Origin of the sequence: Microbacterium sp. NPDC058062, from assembly GCF_042885375.1 — a bacterium.
GTDB lineage: Bacteria > Actinomycetota > Actinomycetes > Actinomycetales > Microbacteriaceae > Microbacterium > Microbacterium trichothecenolyticum_C.
Genome location: NZ_JBHVSC010000004.1, coordinates 430657 through 449212, shown reverse-complemented (window position 1 = coordinate 449212; position 18556 = coordinate 430657). Strand labels below are relative to the sequence as shown.

Annotated in this window: 14 protein-coding genes; 5 read left to right on the top strand and 9 right to left on the bottom strand. The window is 70.8% G+C overall.

Going from position 1 to position 18556, the window contains the following annotated elements:
* Positions 1-92 precede the first annotated feature (92 nt).
* Complete coding sequence (locus tag ACFVSU_RS15380; protein ID WP_387144643.1) at positions 93-2114, bottom strand: acyltransferase family protein; 2022 nt, start codon at positions 2112-2114, stop codon at positions 93-95.
* Between the two features lie 217 nt (positions 2115-2331).
* Here ACFVSU_RS15380 and ACFVSU_RS15375 point away from each other — a divergent pair, with 217 nt between their 5' ends.
* Genes ACFVSU_RS15375 through truA form a run of 3 tightly spaced genes read left to right on the top strand, consistent with a single transcriptional unit; the run spans position 2332 to position 6817 of the window.
* Positions 2332-4491 (top strand): adenylate/guanylate cyclase domain-containing protein, encoded by a 2160-nt coding sequence (locus ACFVSU_RS15375; protein ID WP_387144640.1) that lies wholly within the window; start codon positions 2332-2334, stop codon positions 4489-4491.
* Positions 4492-4498: 7 nt separating this feature from the next.
* The gene (locus ACFVSU_RS15370; protein ID WP_387144637.1) at positions 4499-5932 is read left to right on the top strand and encodes a mechanosensitive ion channel domain-containing protein; all 1434 of its coding nucleotides are present in this window, start codon (positions 4499-4501) and stop codon (positions 5930-5932) included.
* A 24-nt stretch (positions 5933-5956) separates the two neighbouring features.
* On the top strand, positions 5957-6817 hold the full coding sequence (truA, locus tag ACFVSU_RS15365) for a tRNA pseudouridine(38-40) synthase TruA (RefSeq protein ID WP_387144634.1): 861 nt from the start codon (positions 5957-5959) through the stop codon (positions 6815-6817).
* 7 nt (positions 6818-6824) lie between these two features.
* Here the strand turns inward: truA and ACFVSU_RS15360 are convergent, their stop codons facing one another.
* The 3 genes from ACFVSU_RS15360 to ACFVSU_RS15350 are packed head-to-tail and all read right to left on the bottom strand — an operon-like array spanning position 6825 to position 10376.
* Positions 6825-7940 carry a hypothetical protein gene (locus tag ACFVSU_RS15360; protein WP_387144631.1) on the bottom strand — a complete coding sequence of 372 codons (1116 nt, stop codon included), beginning with the start codon at positions 7938-7940 and terminating at the stop codon, positions 6825-6827.
* Positions 7937-9598 (bottom strand): sensor histidine kinase, encoded by a 1662-nt coding sequence (locus ACFVSU_RS15355; protein WP_387144627.1) that lies wholly within the window; start codon positions 9596-9598, stop codon positions 7937-7939. The genes ACFVSU_RS15360 and ACFVSU_RS15355 overlap by 4 nt, the downstream gene beginning before the upstream one ends.
* A gap of 7 nt (positions 9599-9605) precedes the next feature.
* Complete coding sequence (locus tag ACFVSU_RS15350) at positions 9606-10376, bottom strand: response regulator transcription factor (RefSeq protein ID WP_387144625.1); 771 nt, start codon at positions 10374-10376, stop codon at positions 9606-9608.
* A gap of 103 nt (positions 10377-10479) precedes the next feature.
* Here ACFVSU_RS15350 and ACFVSU_RS15345 point away from each other — a divergent pair, with 103 nt between their 5' ends.
* Complete coding sequence (locus ACFVSU_RS15345; protein WP_387144622.1) at positions 10480-11073, top strand: hypothetical protein; 594 nt, start codon at positions 10480-10482, stop codon at positions 11071-11073.
* Here ACFVSU_RS15345 and ACFVSU_RS15340 read toward each other — a convergent pair.
* Entirely contained in the window at positions 11051-12226 is a 1176-nt protein-coding gene (locus tag ACFVSU_RS15340; protein ID WP_387144619.1) for a hypothetical protein, read from the bottom strand. The genes ACFVSU_RS15345 and ACFVSU_RS15340 overlap by 23 nt on opposite strands.
* Complete coding sequence (locus ACFVSU_RS15335) at positions 12223-13905, bottom strand: ATP-binding protein (RefSeq protein WP_387144616.1); 1683 nt, start codon at positions 13903-13905, stop codon at positions 12223-12225. Before ACFVSU_RS15335 ends, ACFVSU_RS15340 begins: the two co-directional genes overlap by 4 nt.
* A gap of 189 nt (positions 13906-14094) precedes the next feature.
* On the opposite strand from ACFVSU_RS15335, the gene ACFVSU_RS15330 reads away from it, so the two are divergent.
* Positions 14095-15579 (top strand): glycosyltransferase family 2 protein, encoded by a 1485-nt coding sequence (locus ACFVSU_RS15330; protein ID WP_387144613.1) that lies wholly within the window; start codon positions 14095-14097, stop codon positions 15577-15579.
* A gap of 323 nt (positions 15580-15902) precedes the next feature.
* Here the strand turns inward: ACFVSU_RS15330 and ACFVSU_RS15325 are convergent, their stop codons facing one another.
* The 3 genes from ACFVSU_RS15325 to ACFVSU_RS15315 all read right to left on the bottom strand — a co-directional run bounded on the left by ACFVSU_RS15325 (position 15903) and on the right by ACFVSU_RS15315 (position 18426).
* On the bottom strand, positions 15903-16808 hold the full coding sequence (locus tag ACFVSU_RS15325; RefSeq protein ID WP_387144610.1) for a response regulator: 906 nt from the start codon (positions 16806-16808) through the stop codon (positions 15903-15905).
* A 126-nt stretch (positions 16809-16934) separates the two neighbouring features.
* Positions 16935-17930 (bottom strand): glycoside hydrolase family 6 protein, encoded by a 996-nt coding sequence (locus ACFVSU_RS15320; RefSeq protein WP_387144607.1) that lies wholly within the window; start codon positions 17928-17930, stop codon positions 16935-16937.
* A 52-nt stretch (positions 17931-17982) separates the two neighbouring features.
* Positions 17983-18426: a hypothetical protein gene (locus ACFVSU_RS15315; RefSeq protein ID WP_387144604.1), complete on the bottom strand. Its 444-nt coding sequence runs from the start codon at positions 18424-18426 to the stop codon at positions 17983-17985.
* Positions 18427-18556 lie beyond the last annotated feature (130 nt).

The window sequence follows — 18556 nt, the reverse complement described above, 5'->3', positions numbered from 1 at the left end:
ATTCCGCGTACATCTGTGACGAACGAACAAGCGGGGGAGGGGAGACGGATGCTGCGACCCGGCGCAATGCCGGGGCTCGACGCGGCGCCGGCTCAGGGGGTGAGGTCGGCGCTGAGGATCTCGGCGAGGCGGTCCGCGCGGTCGGCGGCATACTCGCGGCGCTCGTCGGCGAGTTCGTCGACGGCGGCCGCGACGGTGTCGGCGAAGATGCGGCCGCCGGCGGCGCCGGGGTGGATCCTGTCGCCGGCGAGGAGGTCCTCGTGGGGTGCGATGGCGCCCGACCAGTCGGCGACGATGACGTTGCGGTGGTCCTCGGCGAATGCGGCGAGCTCGGCGTTGACGCCGGGGATCCAGTCGCGCGGGGCGTACGCGTTCACGAGCACGAGGTTGCGCTTCGGTCCGACGGTGTCGGCGAGCTGCTCCAGCGTCGAGGGGTCGACCGCGCCGTTCGTGCCCAGGGCGACGACGACGTACGGCCGCAGCCGGCCGGTGGCCTCGAGGTCGTCGACGATGTCGGGCCCGGCCCACATCGAGCGCGAGACCTCGGCGTCGACGTCGATGCCCGGCAGGCGCTCCACGAGCCCGCCGGCGGACGCCAGCATGACGGAGTCGCCCACGGCGCTGATCTGGTCGCCGGTGATGTCGGCAGCCGCGGGGGACGCGGCATCCGTTCCCGAAGGGGAGGGAGCGATCGGCGCGGGGGCCTCGCGCAGCGCCTTCTCGAGGGCGGCGCGACCTGCCGCGACGGCGGCCTCGGCGCTGGTCTCGTCGGGCGAGACCGCGATGGCGGTGCCTGCACCGGCGAGCACGAGTGCGGCGCTGAGCGCCACGCCGACGGCGCGGAGCCGGGCGCCGGGCCCGCTCTGCAGCCGTGTGGTGAGCAGGCGCACCGAGGCGCGGAATCCGTGCCGGCGCACGGGGGTCTCGATGTAGCGGAACGACAGGGCGGATGCTGCGGCCGTCGCCGCGAGGACCCCCAGGCCGATCCAGACCGGCGCCGTGGCGACGGTCGCGTCGGGTGCGAACGCCGCGACCGCGAGCACGAGGAGCGGCCAGTGCCACAGGTAGATGCCGTAGGAGCGGTCGCCGATCCAGCGCATCGGCCGCACGTCGATCGCGCGTCCGAACCACGAGCCGGGCCACACGCCTGCGACGATCGCGACTGCGCTGAGAAGGCTCGCGGCGAGGAGGGCACCGGGGAACGTCGCCGCCGAGGAGGTCTGCGGCACCATGGCGAGCGCGGCCAGGCCGGCGAGGGCGAGCACACCGGCTGTTCCGGTGACGTCCCGCGCGACACGCGACTCGACCCAGCGCGGACGCACGGCCGCGACGGCGCCGACCGGCCCCGCCCCCGGCACCGCGCGCCAGTGCGGCCCGCGGGTGCCGTCGCTGGTGGTCGCGACGAGCGCAGCGGGGGCAGCATCCGTCGCCCGGAACAGGGGAGTGAGCAGGAACGCGAGGCCGACGCCCAGGAGCAGGCCGAACGCGTGCGTGTCGGTGCCGAAGTAGGCACGCGTGACGTCGCCGCCGCCCGAGACCGCGACGCCCATCCAGACGGCCGACGCCGCCGCCAGCGCGAAGGCGGCCGCCGTGCGCGCCCACGTGCGCGGGAGCAGCAGGAACAGCGGGAAGATCAGCGGCCAGAGCACATAGAACTGCTCCTCGACCGCGAGCGACCAGAAGTTGCGGAAGAGCTCGGGCGTCGCGGCGGCGAAGTATCCGCCGCCCCCCGCGACCGAGACCCAGTTGTAGCTGAAGGTCGCCGCTCCGAGCACCTGGTCGTCCAGGTCGACGAGCACGTCGCCGCCCACGATCCAGGCGAGCGCCGAGCAGACCACGACCACTACCGTGAGGGCGGGCACGAGCCTCCGCGCGCGCCTCTGCCAGAACCGTCCGAGGGCGACGTGCCCGGTCGAGAGCTGCTCCCGCAGCAGCAGGCTCGTAATGAGGAATCCGCTGATCACGAAGAACACGTCCACGCCGACGAACCCGCCCGGCAGCAGCGCCGGAGGGAACAGGTGGTAGACGACCACGAGCAGGACGGCGATCGCGCGCATGCCGTCCAGCCCGGCGAAGCGGGCGGGCGGGGCTGGGGAGGGCGCAGTCGACGTCATGGGTTCTCACGAACGAAGGAGGGGAAACGGCAATCATACGCGGCGCGTCTGGGCGTATCACGGCGCGCGGTCGCGGCTCTATGCCAGAAGCAGGCCGAGCGCTACTCTTGGCCCCAACCTCGGCGGGCCGGGGTGATTGGGGATGCTTCCAGCGCCGCTGCACGTGATCGAACGGCGGCGTACGAGGGGAGAGAGCGTGTCCGGATCGGAGACGCCCGTGGCGACACCCGCGCATTGGGTGGGCACGCCACGCGCCCGCGCGCGTGCGGGCCTGTCGATCTACTCGAGCCTGCTCATCATGCTGCTGTCGGTGAGCGTGCTCTCGAGCATCGTCGTCGGCATCATCGGATACGTCAACGGCACCGAGGCGCTGCGCGCGATCGCGTACGAGAAGCTCGTCGAGATCCGCGAGAACCGCGCGCGCGAGGTGTCGCAGCTGTTCCGCTCCATCGAGAACTCGGTGCGGCTGTCGGCGCTGAACGACACCAGCACGGCAGCCGTGCGCGCCTTCACCGAGGGCTTCGACGAGCTGAACGCGCAGGAGACGGATGCCGCAGCATCCGCCGCCGTGAACGCGTACTATCGCGACACGTTCGCCGCCGATCTCGAGGAGGCGACCGGCGAGGACGTCGACGGCTCGGCGTTCGCCCCGCGCGGGGCTGCCCAGACGTACCTGCAGAACCACTACGTGATCCCGTACGACAGCTGGGAGGACGCAATCGTCGCCGACGACGCGGGCGACGGCAGCGCATGGTCGGCGGCGCACGCGAAGTACCACGACTACTACCGCACGATGACCGAGCTGCAGGAGTACGAGGACGTGCTCATGCTCGACACCGAGGGCAACGTCGTCTACAGCGCCTACAAGGGCGTGGACCTCGGCACGAACCTCTTCGACGGGCCGTACCGGCTGTCGAACCTCGCGGTCGCGTACCGCGAGGCGATGGACCGCAACATCGTCGGCGACGTGGTGCTCGCCGACTTCGCGTCGTACGGTCCGAGCCTCGGCGCGCCGGCCGGCTGGGCCGTGGTGCCGATCGCCGATGACGGCGAGGTGCTCGGCGCGCTCGCGATCGAGCTGCCGATCGAGCGCATCGACGACGTCATGACCGTCGCCGGCGAGTGGGAGCTCAACGGCCTCGGTGCGACGGGCGAGACGTACCTCGTGGGCGCCGACGGCACGATGCGATCCGTCTCCCGCGCGCTGCTCGACGACGCGGCGACGTACGAGACGGATGCTGTGGCCGCGGGCCTTGCGCCGGCCGCGGCTGCACTCGCCGTGAACAATGGCAACACGCTCCTCAGCCAGGCGATCGCGGGCACCGCCGTGACCCGCGCTCTCGCCGGCGATTCGGGCACGCTGCTGGAGAGCGACTACCTCGGCCGTGCCAGCCTCACCGCCTATGCGCCGCTCGAGGTCGACGGTCTGGACTGGGTGATCGTCGCGCAGGAGACCGAGCAGGAGGCGATGGTCCCCGTCGAGGACTTCACGCGCAACCTCATCCTCTCGACCGCGGCGATGATCATCTTCGTGTGCGTGCTCTCGCTGGTGCTCGCGCAGGTGTTCGTGCGGCCACTGCGCCGCCTCAAGACCGCGGCTCAGCGCATCGCCGCGGGCGACGAGGGCGTGCAGGTCGACGCCGGTTCGAGCGACGAGCTCGCCGACGTCGCGAACGCCTTCAACGACATGAGCCGCAGCCTGCAGGTGAAGTCGCACCTCATCGCCCAGCAGGAGAAAGCCAACGAAGACCTCATCCTGTCGTTCATGCCCGAGGGCATGGCGAGCCGCTACAAGCTCGGCGACGACGCGATCACGCAGGACAGCGACGACGTCACCGTCGTCTTCGCCGACATCGTGGGCTTCGAGGCACTCGCGCTGTCGATGTCGTCCGACGACGCGGTCGCGCGCCTCAACGACCTCATCCGGGCGTTCGACGAGGCGGCCGAGCGGCACGGGGTCGAGCGCGTCCGCACGACGCGGCAGAGCTACCTGGCCAGCTGCGGGCTCGCCACGCCGCGCGTCGACAACGCCCGCCGTGCCGTCGAATTCGCCCTCGAGCTCGACACGATCCTCGAGCGCTACTCGACCCAGCAGGGCGTCGCGCTGACGCTGCGCGCAGGCCTCGACTCCGGCAAGGTGACCAGCGGGCTGATCGGCCGCGCGCGCGTCGTGTACGACATGTGGGGGGATGCCGTGAACCTCGCGTTCCGCGTGCAGGGCGACTCCGACGAACCCGGCATCTACATCACCCAGCGCGTCGCCGAGCGACTGCCCGACTCGATCACGACGCTGCCGGCGGGCGAGATCGAGACGCAGTCGGGCGGCCAGCGCGTCTGGAAGGTGCAGGCCCCGAGCGTCGTCGTGGCCGAGGGGTGAGGCATCCGTGGCCGATATCGTCTCGCAGCCGTGGTTCTGGCCCGCCGTCGTCGTCTCGGTGGGGCTGCCGCTCGCGCTCATCGGGCTGACGGAGTTCCACAACGCGCTCGCCCGCCGCGGCAGCCGCGCGGCGCCGATCGTGCTGATGGTGCGCAACTACCTCGTCCCGGTCGCCGGCATCCTGGTGCTACTCAGCCAGCCGGGTGCGTGGGAGGGGTCGGGCACGTGGCCGAAGGTCGTGTGGACGATCTTCGGCCTGCTCGTGATCGTCGTCACGATCAACGCCGTCAACCACCTCGTGTTCCACCGCGCCGAGAAGGGGTCGTGGCGCGACCGCTTCCCCACGATCTTCAGCGACCTCATCCGGTTCGTCTTCATCATCCTCGGCATCGCGGCGGTGTTCTGGTGGGTGTGGGATGCCGACGTCGCCGGCGTGTTCGCCGCACTCGGCATCACCTCGATCGTGGTCGGCCTGGCGCTGCAGAACGCGGTCGGATCGATCGTCTCGGGCCTCTTCCTCGTGTTCGAGGCGCCGTTCGAGCTCGGCGACTGGATCGAGACCGGCGGCACGCGCGGGCAGATCGTCGAGGTGAACTGGCGCGCCGTGCACCTCGAGACCGGCAACGGCACGGTGATCATCCCCACTGCGGAACTCGCGGGCGGCTCGTTCGTGAACCTCTCGCGCAACCCGGAACCGTACGCCGCGACCCTCGAGGTCGAGTTCGGGACGGACGACCCGCCCGGGCGCGTGCGCGAGCTGCTCGTCGCGGTGGCGCGGGACATCCCGCTGCTGTCTCCCGACCTCGAACCGTCGGCCGTCACCCTGGGCGGCTCGCGGTACGAGGTGTCGATCCCGCTCCGCACGCCCGGCGACCGCGCGGACGCCCTCGACGCGTTCGCGACCCGGGTCTGGTACGCCGCTCGCCGCTCCGACCTGCACCTGGACGGCGACCTCACCGACGACTGGCGCACATCGGCGCGACTGCAGGACGCGCTGCGGCAGATCGCGCCGTCGCTGAGCCTCGCTCCCGGAGAGGCCGAGGCGCTCGCCGCCCACGCGCGCCTCGAGCGGTACTGCGCGGGGGAGTCGCTGCTGCGGCCCGGCATCGTGCCCGTGGAGACGCGCTTCATCCTCGCCGGCTCAGTCGTGCTCGGCATCCCGACCGAGGACGACGGGTTTGTGCAGGTAGGGGTCCTTGCTGAGGGCGACGCCGTCGGTCTCACCGCCCTCTCGCGCACGCCGACCATCTCGCGGGCCGTGGCCACGAGCGAGGTCGACGTCGTGGTGGTGCCGGTCGCCGCACTAGACGACATCGTGCGGGCGCACCCGGTGGTCGCGCGCGAGATCGTCCGCGAGAGCGAGAACCGGCTCCGCCAGGCCGGCGCGGCGCTCGCCGCGGTCGGCGAGACGCTGCCCCGAGGCCGCTTCGTCGTCGGGTGAGGGCGCCTCGGTAGGCTGGAGCCCGTGCGCATCCGCCTCGACATCGCCTACGACGGCACGCATTTCCGCGGGTGGGCGCGTCAGCCCGGGCTGCGCACGGTACAGGAGACGCTCGAATCCTCCCTCGCGCGCGTCCTCGGCGGTGATCCGCGGCTCGTGGTCGCCGGGCGCACCGATGCGGGCGTGCACGCCACCGGCCAGGCGGCGCACGTCGACCTCGACGAGGCGCAGCAGCGGCGCATGCTCACCCGGCACGCGCGTCCGGACGCCGGTGTCGCCACCGCCGAAGACCGCGCGGCGGCGCTGGCCGCGCGAATGACGGGGGTGGTCGGCGCGTACTCCGACGTCGCGGTCACGGGCTCGCGCATCGCGCCCGACGGGTTCGACGCCCGCTTCTCGGCGGTGTGGCGCCGCTACGAGTACCGCATCGGCGACACCGTGACGGGCTACGACCCGCTCGAGCGCCATCGCACCACCTCGGTGCGGGCATCCCTCGATGCGGAGGCGATGGATGCTGCCGCCCGCGCTCTGATTGGACTCCACGACTTCGCCGCGTACTGCAAGCCGCGCGAGGAGGCGACGACGATCCGGACGCTGCTCGAGTTCGACTGGCATCGCGACGAGGCCGGCGTGCTGGTCGCGAACGTCAAGGCCGACGCGTTCTGCCACAGCATGGTGCGCGCGCTCGTCGGCGCGTGCGTCGCGGTCGGCGAGGGTCGGCTCGACGTGGACGACGTCGTCGACATCCGCGACGCGCAGGAGCGCGTGCCCGAGGTGAAAGTGCTCGCGGCGCGCGGTCTCACGCTCACCGAGGTGGGCTACCCGGGCGACGAACTGCTCGCGCAGCGCGCCGAACAGACGCGCGCGCGGCGCGACCGCGAGTGACGCCGGTTCACCCCACCGGCTCGGAGCGCTCCCACCGGTGCCCCCCGGCCAGGCGAGCGCGCTCCATCGCCGCGTGCGCGTCCGCGGTCAGCGCGGTGAGCTCGTACCCCGCGGTCGTCACTTTCGCCCACCCCACACTTGCGGAGAATTCGACCGCGAGCGGCTGATCGTCCGTCACCGTGGACACGCGGTCCAGGAGGTCCCGGATGCAGTCGCGGACGACACCGTCCGGCCGCGAGACGAGCACGAGATAGCCGTGGGGGCCGTCGGCGCCGATGTCGGCCTCGACGGGGAACGACGAGGTCACATCCGCGCGGAACCGCGTGAGGATCCGCCGGAACGCGACCTCGCCTCCCGCGATCCGCAGCGTCTCCGTGTCGTCCAGCGACACGGAGAGCAATGACCAACCGGCTTCCCCGGTCTGTCGCGCACGGCTCAGGCGATCCGCGGCCGTCCGCGTGAAGGGATCTGCCGACTCCTCGACGCTCGAGGCCCCGGGAACACGCGCCAGCGACAGCAGCGTGACGAGCGCGCAGGTGAGATAGGCGATCTGCCCGAGCGCCTTCAGGTCGGGCAGGGCAGGTTCCGCCGGCGATGAGGCCAGCATCACGGCCGAAGTGATGATGCTGGCGACGGCGATGACGGGGAGGACCGCCGAGGCGATCGTCAGCGGCAGGAGCCTGCCGCCGCCGTGCTCGGGGCGGCGCACGAGCTCGGCGACCGTCAGTGCGGCCATGGCAGCGAGCGCCAGATACAGCAGCGAGAAGACCAGCGAGTGCAGAGCCATCCCGTCCGTGGCCACATAGGCGGCCGCGGACAGGACTCCCTGGACCGGTCCGAGCCAGGGGAAGGACTTCTCCCCCCGATCCGCGCGAAGGCCGGACCACACCAGCGCCGGGGCTCCCATCGCGAATCCCGCCGACGCGTCCCCGAGCAGGTGGATCGACGCCGCGCCCGCGATGACCGTGCCGTAGGCGGAGAGGGTCACCAGGACGAACATCAGCGACCAGAGCAGTGTCGCAAGGCTTGGCCGGTAGAGGAACCCCAGGCCGATCATGATCATCGACGTGAGTGTCGCCAGGGCGGCGAGAACGACGGCGTCGTCGAGGGTGGAGAAGGTCATGTCGCCTCCGAGGGGATCCGCACGGTGACGGTTGTACCGGTGCCCGGTTCGCTGGAGATGTCGATGGTGCCGGCATGGGCGTCCACGACATCGCGGACGATCCGCAGTCCGATGCCGGTGCCGGGGATCCCGCTGTCCAAAGCGGCCGACGACCGGAAGTAGTGCTCGAACACCCGTGGGAGATCCACGGAGGGGATGCCGATTCCCGTGTCGACGACGGAGATCTCCACGTCGGCGCCGTCGCGGCGCGCCGACACCTTGACCGTGCCTCCGCCGGCGGTGTACTTGATCGCGTTGCCGATGACGTTGTCGAGCATCTGGCGAAGGCGGAAGGCATCGCCCCACATCGGGAGCGGCGGTCCCGATGCGAGGGTCAGCGCGACGACCCGCTCGGCGGCGTTGGCGGCATATGACTCGACAGAGGCCTCGACGATGCTGCGCAGGTCGGTGACGGCACGGGCGTCTCTCTCGGGGCGACTGGCACTCTCGGGAGCGGCGGACAGGATCGCGCTGATGAGGCGCATCATACGTTCGCCCGACTCCTCGATGATGGTGAGGCGGTCGCGGACGTCGGGATCAAGACCCTCGCGCTCCAGCAGTCGATCCGTGTGCCCGAGGATTCCGGTGAGCGGGTTCCGCAGCTCGTGGGAGACGACCGCGGCCAGTTCGTCGCGGCGACGTGCCGCCGCGAGCACCGCGGTGATGTCCTCGGCGATCAGGACGGTGCTGGGCTCCTCGCCCGGCCGGGGTTCCTGGCGGCGGCTCGTGATCGACAGCGCATGCCAGGTGCCCCCGGGATCGAACAGCCACACGCGTTCGGCGTCGAGCTCCTCCCCGCGGGCGGCCCTGGCGTACGTCCTCGCACTCTCGCGCAGCGCGGTGCCGCGCAGCGCGTCGTACTCGACGGAGTGCGCGGGCTGGCGCGGGTCGACCTCGTCGAAGGCGTACAGTTCGCGGTAGGCCGAATTCGACGAGATCAGCTCGCCCGAGCGCGCGATGCGGGCGATCGCGATGTGGACGCCGTCCAGCGTCTCGCTCACGCGCCGCTGTTCGACCGACACCGTGTCGAGCGTGTGATGGATCCGGCGCGCCTGCCGGCGGAGGAGCGTCCGGTACGCCCGTCCTTGCCGGGCGGTGGCGTGCACGGTGATGCCGACGAAGGCGAGCGCGAGCACCGTGATCATGACCCGCAGCGCGCTGACCGGCGTCGTCTCGTTGACCAGAACCTCGATGAGCGCGATGACCCCGACCGCGGACAGTCCCAGCGCCAGTCGCGCCAGGCTGAAGAGTGCGGCCAGCCAGGCGATGGGAAAGACCCAGAGGTGCGACAGCCGCAGCTCCGTGCTGAACGTGAGCAGGCCGACCCAGATCAGGTCGAGATACGGCAGCGCGGTGACGGCGGAATCCGCCAGCCGGTGCCAGGGGATGACGAGGGCGACCACCGTGGTGGCCATCACGCCCGTGACGCCACCGACGAACGCGGGGATCGCAAGGACCTCGGGATCGATGAGCGCGGCGACGACGACGATGATCCCGACGACGGCGGCGAACGACAGCTGCCAGATCCAGACCGTGCGGACGCGGCTGTCGGCCTCCCGCGGGTCGTAGACGGGATCCGCGGCGGCGATCAGGCCCCTCGAGGTTTGCGTCGTCGCCACGGGGAGCCTAATCGGCCGCGGCGCCCGGCGTGAGGCGATAGCCGACACCGCGCACGGTCTCGATGTAGCGCGGTGTGCCCGCGTCCTCGCCGAGTTTGCGACGGAGCTTCGCGATGTGCGTCTCGATCGTGCGCATTTCGACGTCGGTCACGGTCGATGGCGCGTCCGCGGCCTCACCCCGCGACACGCGCACCAGTTCCTCCTTGGTCCGCACCCGCCGACCGGTCGAGAGCAGCGCGACGAGCAGGTCGAACTCGGTGCGTGTCAGCCCGAGATCGGCGCCACCATCCCGTTGCGCGATCCTCGTGGCGGGATCAACGACCAGGTCATCGTGGAGGAACGGACCCTCGATGTGTGCCGAAGACGACCGCGCCGTGCTCGGAGGAGAGACATGCGCCGTCTTCGCGCGCCGCAGCACCGCGTCGATCCTCGCCCGGAACTCCCGCGCGCGGAACGGCTTGGCGACGAAGTCGTCGGCCCCCGACGACAGCGCCAGCACCGCATCGGCCTCATCCGTCAGAGCGGAGACCACGATGATGTGGGTGCCGCTGCGGTCCCGGATGCGCCTGGTCGTCTCGAGTCCGTCGATCCCGGGCATGTTGATGTCGACCGTCGTGATGAGTGGCTCGTAGGAGGCCACGGCCTCGATGCCCTGGGCACCCGAGACCGCGCCGAAGGCCCTGAAACCCGCTGATTCGAAGATGTCGACGAGGAGGTCGCGCACGACGTCGTCGTCCTCGATGACCACAGCCGCCGCGGTCACGGGCTCGTCGTCCATGTTCACTCCTCGATTGGGGCTTGCCCGAATTGTTCCACACGCGGTCGTCGGACGCCTCGCTAGACTGACCGGACGCGTCCGGCAGGACGGATTTGGGGGTTACATGCGCATCGCTCACCGTGCCGCCGGCGCCGTCGTGGCGGCGGCAGCCGCCCTTTCCCTCGCCGGCTGCGGGCCCGCCCCGTGGGAGGAGGGCGCCGGCGGGAGCACGCCGACCCCCACGTCGACGGCGGTCCCGACCCCCGTGCCCAATGACCTCTCGGGCGGGGCCACGCAGCGCGAGCTCACCGCGGGTGCTGTCGCCGCGACGATCGACTACTGGTCGACGCTGTCGATGGACAAGTGGACCGCGGAGGCGGTCAAGCCCGTCAGCATCTCGCTGATCACGACCATCACCCCGAACGACGGGCAGAAGGTCTACCTGCAGCGCGCCACCATGACCGCCGTGCCGTCGTCACCGACGGGCGCGCTGGACGCGCTCGCCCCGCAGGTCGACGCCGCGACGGTGAGCCCCGGCTACCTCGTGCTGGACCCCTACAGCTACTCGCAGACGTTCAATGTCGGCCCGGTGCCGGCCGAGGCGACGTACGTCACGCTGCAGTTCAGCTACGACTTCCTGGTGCAGACGACGCCGACCTCGAGCGAGTACGCCAAGCAGACGGCGACCGACACACTCACGGTAGCTCTGACTGACTGATCAGGCGGTTGACGATGGTGGCGCCGACGCGCTCCCATCGGTCGCCGCCCTTGCCGCTCGCGACTCGCGCGGCCTCGCGGCCGGTGTACACGAGGGTGTCGAGGTCGTACCCGAGCACCGAGACCGGCGCCCAACCGGCGCTCGCGGTCGGTCGGATGGGGAGCGCGCCGTGCACGTCGAGGAGGGTCACGCGCTCGAGCGTCGCACGCAGCAGATCCCGCACCACCGCATCCGGGCGGGGCACGAGCACCACGACGGCGCCCGCCGAAGGTGATCCCACGTCCGACTCGGCGGGGAAGGCAGCGCGCACCTCCTCTTCGAGTCGTTCCGACAGCGTCGCGAACGCCGCGGCTCCCGCGGTCTGGCGGATGTCGGCGGCGTCGTCGAGCCCGAGATACACCACCGACCACGGCTCCGAGGTCTTCTGCGCCCGCGAGAGGCGGTCGCCGGCGGTCCGCTCGAACTGCTGCCACGCCGTCGAGACGGCCGCGCTGCGGCCGAGCCCGCTGTCGCGAGCGGTGGTGCCGACCACCGCGATGAGAGCGCACGCCACGTACACCAGCATCCCGACCGACGAGATCAGTCGTACGAGCTCGAAGTCGTCGCCACCGGACGGCGGGTAGACGAAGCCCGCGATCAAGGTGCCGACACCGGTGACGAAGAACGCGATCGACACGATCACGAGCGGCAGCAGCAGGCGGTCGTTGCGCCGCGACGAGGCGCGCGCCCAGTCGAGCACGAAGAGGCCCGCGAACACGGATGCCGCGAAGAAGACGGTGCGGTACGCCACGGTGAACCACGCCAGGTCGTCGACGATCGCCAGCGAGAACGCCGACACCGCGGCCATGGCCGCTCCCGCCCAGACGTGCGGACGCAGCCCCCACGCCGCGCGGAAGCCGGACCACAGGAATGCCGGCGCACCCATCAGTGCGCCGAGCGACGCGCGACGAAGCTGCTCGATGCCGGCGACGTCGCCCGCGACGACGCCGTAGGTGGCGAGCATCGCGAGGGTGAAGGCGATGCTCCAGTAGAGCGTGGGGAGTCCGGGCCGCACGAGGAACGCGATGCCGATGGTGAGCATCGTCGCCAGGGTGGTGATCACCGCCTGGGCGATGCCGAGGTCCACGCCGGCTCCGGCGATGAGGTCGGTCATGCTCGTCCTTCTGTGTCGCGCCGGTCGTCCGGCCGCGCGGCCGGATCCCCGGCCAGCTCGCCCGCCAGGGGCAGGCGGATCGTGATGGTGGTGCCCGCGCCCGGCTCGCTCTCGATCGTCAGTGTGCCCCCGTGGGCGAGCACGATGTCGTTGCTGATGCCGAGGCCGAGCCCGGTGCCGCCGGACTTCTTCTTCGCCTCCTCGGTGCGGAAGTACGGCGTCAGGATGTTGGGCAGGTCGTCCGCGGCGATGCCGATGCCGGTGTCGGCGACAGACAGCACGACGCGGTGGTCCTCGACGGCTCCGGTGATCCGCACGCGCCCGTCGCGCGGGGTGTACTTGATCGCGTTGCTCACGACGTTGTCGACGACCTGCCGCAGCCGGAACCCGTCCGCCGTGATCGGAAGGGCGTCGTCGGCGCGCACGTCGACCGAGATGTCGCCCGACACCGCGGTCGGGCGGAACGAGGCGACCGACTCGAGCAAGATCTGGCGCAGGTCGATGTCGTCGACTTCGTCGCGGGCCGAGAAGCCGCGCTTCGACGTCGTGCCGAGGCTCTGGATCATCGTCAGCATGCGGTCGCTCGCCGCGACGATCGACTCGAAGCGCTCGCGCGTGCGGGGGGTGAGGTCGTCGAGTTCGAGGGCGAGCTCCGCATTGCCGATCATCACGGTGAGCGGGTGCTTCAGCTCGTGCGACGCCATGGCGGTGAACCGCTCCCGCTCGCGCTGGGCGTAGGTGAGGGCGGTCACGTCATGGACGAGGAGAAGGATGCTGGATCCCTCGTCGCCGCCAGCGGCGAGGCGCTTGGCCGTCACCGAGAGCGCGCGCCACTCGCCTTCTGCGGTGAACAGCCAGACCGAGGCATCCGTGAAGGTCTCACCGCGTGAGGCGCGCGCGAACGGCCGTTCGGAGAAAGGCACCGGCATGCCGCGGCGCCCGGTGTATTCGACGGAGCGGGCGGGCAGCGTCGCATCGAGCGGGTCGAGACCGTACAGGCGCGAGTACGCGTCGTTGACGGCGAGGACGGAGCCGTCGTCTGAGATGCGCGCGATGCCGGTGTCGACGCCGTTGAGGATCTCGTTGGTGCGGCGCTCCTGGTCGGCACGGCGCGTGTACGTCGCGGTGAGGCGATCGGCCTGCCGCTTGAGCAGGCGGCGCAGCGATCGGGTGCGGCGGAGGGCGAGGTGCGCGGTGATGCCGATGAATGTCAGCGACAGCAGCACGACGAAGGCGCGGAGCGCCGCGATGTTGCCGGTCGAGACCGCCGACTCGACGAGGAGGATGACTCCGATCGTGGCGAGAAGCCCGGCCAGCGCCGTCGCCCGGAAGTGCATCGCGACCCACATCACCGGGAAGCCCCACAGGTAGCCGAGGCGCAGCTCCATGCCGCTGGACATCAAGCCGATGGCGAGCGCGTCGGCGAACGGGATCACGAGCACCGCCGCCGCGGGCAGACGCGACCACGGCAGGGCGAGCGTGGCGATGGTGAGGACGACGACCGCGAACGTGCCCAGGAGGAAGTTCCAGCGACCGAAGAGCGCCGGCTGCAGCACCATCACGAGGATCGCGGTGATGAGCACGCTGGCGGCGAGCACGAGCTGCGTGAGCCAGATCGACCGGGTACGGCCGTCGGGCGCGCCCACGACGAGCGTCCGTCGTGCAGCCCCGGTAGCCATACGGCGATTCTATTGACCCGGCCACCTGGCATTTCGGCGCCGAGCCGACAGTCGGCAAACGCTCTCTTGCGGATCCCTTGCGCAAACCTTGCGGTTCTGTTCGCGGTCTCTCGGAGGGGCCTTGCGGTCGGTGGGAGAAGCTCTTCATGTGCCGGAGACACCGGCCCGAGAATCCGAAAGGCGACGAACGTGACCGACATCGTCCCCCTCACCCGCAGCCGGCGGACGCACCACAGTGACGCGACCGCTTCGCTGGAGGACGTGGCGACGGTCCACCCCGTCCACGGATTCGCCGACGACTTCGAAGCCGTGCTCGACGACACTTCGGTGCACCGCTCGACCATCGGCTGCGTCATCCCGGCGTACAACGAGGAGGAGTCGATCGCCCAGGTGATCGAGTCGCTGCTCGGCCAGACCCGCGTGCCGGATGTCATCCACGTCGTCGTCAACAACACGTCGGACGCGACCGTGAAGCTCGCGTCGCAGTACGCCGGCCCGCACGAGGTCGTCACCGAGCTCGGCGAGCAGTTCACCGAGGTCTTCGTCCACGACATCGGCAAGAACCCCGACAAGAAGGTCGGCGCGCTCAACTACGGCTACACGCTGGTCGAGGGCTACGACTACCTGCTCGGCGTCGACGGCGACACCGTCGCCGATGCGAAGGCCGTCGAGTACCTCGAGGCCGAGGCGACCAGCGACACCCGCATCGGCGGCATCTCGGCGATCTACTCGATCGACGACAAGCCGATCAAGGGCGGGCTCGCGAAGTTCCTCACGACCGGCCAGCGCTCGCAGTTCGCGGCCTTCAACCTGCACAACCTGCTCCGCGGCCGCAACATGGCCGTGCTCGGAGGCCAGTTCTCGATCTTCTCGACGCACGCCCTGCGCGACGTCATGAAGGAGAACCACCAGTCCACGCCGTGGGTCAAGGACTCCGAGGTCGAGGACTCGCTCCTGTCGCTGCAGATCAAGAGCGCCGGCTACCTCACCAAGATCAGCCCGTTCGCGCGCGCCGACGTCGGCGGCATGACGACCCTCCGCGCGCTCGACGCGCAGCAGGTCAAGTGGACCTACGGTGCCATCGAGCTCATGTGGCCGGGCCAGCGCGGCGACACCAAGGGGCAGCCGTTCCACCCGAACCTGCGCGTCCGTTGGCTCGAGCACTTCGACATGCTCATGAACATGTTCGTGCGCATCGCGTTCGTCACGCTGCTCGCGGCGTCGCTGTCGATCGGGGCGTTCGTCTTCTCGTACTGGTGGCTCATCCCGCCGGTGGTCGCGATCGCGCTCAACACCCGCATGGCGCTCACGATGCACAACCGCAACGCGCGCGATGTGCTCTTCGGCCTGACGCTGGTCCCGGCCGAGATCTACATGTGGATCCGCTGCAGCCACTTCGTGCGCTCGTGGACGCGGTTCCTGTCGCGCAAGAAGGTGGACAACTGGGCGATGCAGGCCAAGGCCGAGCGCGGGGGCGGCTTCGGCCACTGGACGCCGCTCATCCTCGCCATCGCCGTCATCGTCGCGATGGTCGCGATCTGGATGATGCTGCCCGTGATGGTGCAGTCCACCGTCCTCTGGATCGGCTGGCCGATCGTCGGCGTCGTCACGGTGCTGCAGACGCTGTCCATGTTCTTCAAGCTCATCCGTCGTCACCACGGATACAAGGTCTGACCCGAACCCGAATCGGGTCAGAAACTGGGGAAAGCGCCGCGGCTGGGGAGCACGGCGCGGGGGAGGAGGTGAGGGCGCCCGCCTGGGGAGGGCGGGCACCCTCGCCGAAAACTACACACGGTCCACGGGGGAGGCATCCGCCCGAACGGCACGCACCCGAAGCGTGCCGGAACGCTGGGGAAGCGCCGCGGCTGGGGAGCACGGCGCAGGGGGAGGAAAGGCAGGGGGTTCGCAAGGGGAGAGGCGGACACCCGGCCGAAGAGGAAGAGGAGGCATCCGCTCGCGTGGGGCGAGCGGATGCCTCCTCTTCTGCGTCGCCGGGGTCAGCCCTCCGAGGTCAGCCGGTACCCGACGCCGCGCACGGTCTCGATGTAACGGGGGTTCGCGGCGCTCTCGCCGAGTTTGCGTCGCAGGTTCGTCATGTGGGCCTCGACCGCACGCTTGTCGGCGTCGCCCACGAAGTAGCTCGTGACGTAGGACTCGCCGCGCAGCACTAGCGTCAGGTCGGCCTTGCTGCGCACGCGCCGCTTCGATTCGAGCAGCGTCGCGAGCAGGTCGAACTCGGTGCGCGTGAGATCGAGCTCCTCACCGCCGATGAGCACGATGCGGTTCTCGGGGTGCAGCCGCAGATCGCGATGCGTCAGCCACTCGCCGGCCGCGTCGGCGATGGCGGGGACGGATGCCGCGCCCGCAGGCACGATCACGGTCGCGGGGGTCGCGAGGTCACGCTCCTCGATCCCGGGTGCGGTGGGCACGGCGGTGGTCGTCGGCCGCATGCCGGGGAAAGACGGACCGACGCTGCCCTGCGACGGCGCGGCGGGCGCGGCGACGGCGCGCTCCGTCTCGGTGGTCCGGCGTCGCATGAGCGCCTCGACGCGGGCGCGCAGCTCCCGCGGGCGGAACGGCTTGAGGAGATAGTCGTCGGCGCCGGCGCCGAGGCCCGCGATGACGTCGGCCTCATCGTTCATGCCGGTCAGCATGATGATGTACGTGTCGGACTGCGCGCGGATGCGCCGCGCCGCCTCGATGCCGTCGATGCCGGGCATGTTGACGTCGATGGTCGTCAGCACGGGCTTGTAGGTGAGCACCGCCCGCACGCCGTCGATGCCGTTGCCGACCGAGACCGTCGAGAACCCCGACGACTCGAGGACCTCGGCCAGGACGTGGCGGATCTCCGTGTCGTCCTCGATGATGACCGCTGTCTTCAGCTCGTCAGAAGGGGTGCTCATGCGTGCGATCTTTCTCGGACGTGGGTGGAACCGGTTATGCGCCGATTACCGACCCCAGCCGCGGCCCCCGACGCATGCGCAAAGTACTCCCGATGCTACACAACGCCGGTAATGCCTGGTCGGAGATCAATCCGATACGACGTCGCGGGTGAGCTCGACGGCGGCCTCCGGCCACCACCGTCCGGCCGACGGACCGCCGTTGCAGTCGCCGTCGCTCTCGCCCGGAGGTTTGATCCACAGGTTGGTGTCGACGACATCGTCGCCGATCGTGCCTCCGGGCTCTCCGACGAGCCGCCCGGGCGGGTTGCACCACTCGCCGTTCGAGCCCGCGCCGTTGCGGCCGGTGTCGATGATCGCGTGCAGGCCGTCGAGGTACCCGGCGACGTCGTGCGCGTAGGCCACCTCGTCGTCGGTCATCTCGAAGTTCGACACGTTGGTGACGAATCCGCGGATGCGTCGATCCTCGCCGCGCGACGCCCGGTCGACCTGGTCGATGAGGTCGGCCATCTCAGCCGGGGCCAGCCAGTCGGAGTGTCCGCCGTCGACGTAGATCCAGGTGCTCTCGGCGGCGAGCCCTTCGACCGCGTCGCTCAACTGCTCGACCCGCTCGTCGACATTGCCGCACTCGGGCGCGAGGGCGAGGCTGTCGGGCTCGAGGATCACGATCGGCGCGGTGTCGGCGGCCGCGCGCAGGGCGTCGCCGATCGCACGCGTCCACTCGACGTACGCGTCGCCGTCGAGGCCGCCGGCGGAGTGCCCGCCGCAGTCGCGCTCGGGCAGGCCGTAGACGACGACCGCGACTCGCGCGGACTGGTCGCGTGCCTCGGCGGCGAGGCCGGCGATGCGCTCTCCCACGACGTCGACGGGGTCGCCCTCCGGCGTGAGCCAGACGGCCGTCGGCTGGGCGCTCAGGTACTTCGCCGCGGACTGCTCGGGGCTGCCGTCGGCCGCTCGGGTCGCAGCATCCGTCGCCTTCGAGAGCGCGGAGGCGACGATCTTCGTGCCGCGCGCGGGCGGCTCGGGCGACTGCCCGCGCAGGAGGACGACGGCCGCGACGACGGCGACGACGGCGACGACGCCCGTGATCGCCAGGATCGTGATGGTCCGTCGCGATGTGGGCACGAAGGCGAGCCTACGAGACCCGTGCCGCGGCGAGGTGTCGCGGCGTGTCGCGTCAGGCCGTGCGCGGGCGCGGGCTGCGCACTCGTGCGGCGGGTGCGGTGCGTCCGGAGGCGAGTGTGCCCCGGCGGGCGGTGCCGCCGCGCTTCGAGCCGACGAGCTGCAGCAGGGCGGCCGCCAGCGGGCTCGCCGAGGTCGCTTCGGCTTCGAACGCGCCGGCGACGACGGATGCTGCGCGCTCGAACTCCTGCGCCTTCTCCACGGCCGCGCGGCACTCTGCCACGACGCGGTCGGCGGTGGCGTACTCTGCGCGGAGGCGGGCGCGCTCGGACTCCTCGAGCCCGGGTCGCCGCGCGGTGCGCTCGAGCGTCTCCGCGGCGCGGGAGCGCAGGGCGATGCTGCGGTGCAGCTCGCGCTCGGCGGTCTCACGGGCGAGGCGGCTCGCGTCGAGGGCGTCGGCGAGCTCGGCGCGGACGGTCTTCGGGGATGCAGCGGTCATGGGGTCCTCCAGGATCGGGGTGCGGCTTCACGCTCGGATGCCGTGAATCGGCACACCACTCAAGAGCCGCAGCATCCGGTTTTCGTACATACGAGCTTCCTGTCAAGGCCATCCGTTCGAAACGTCCACG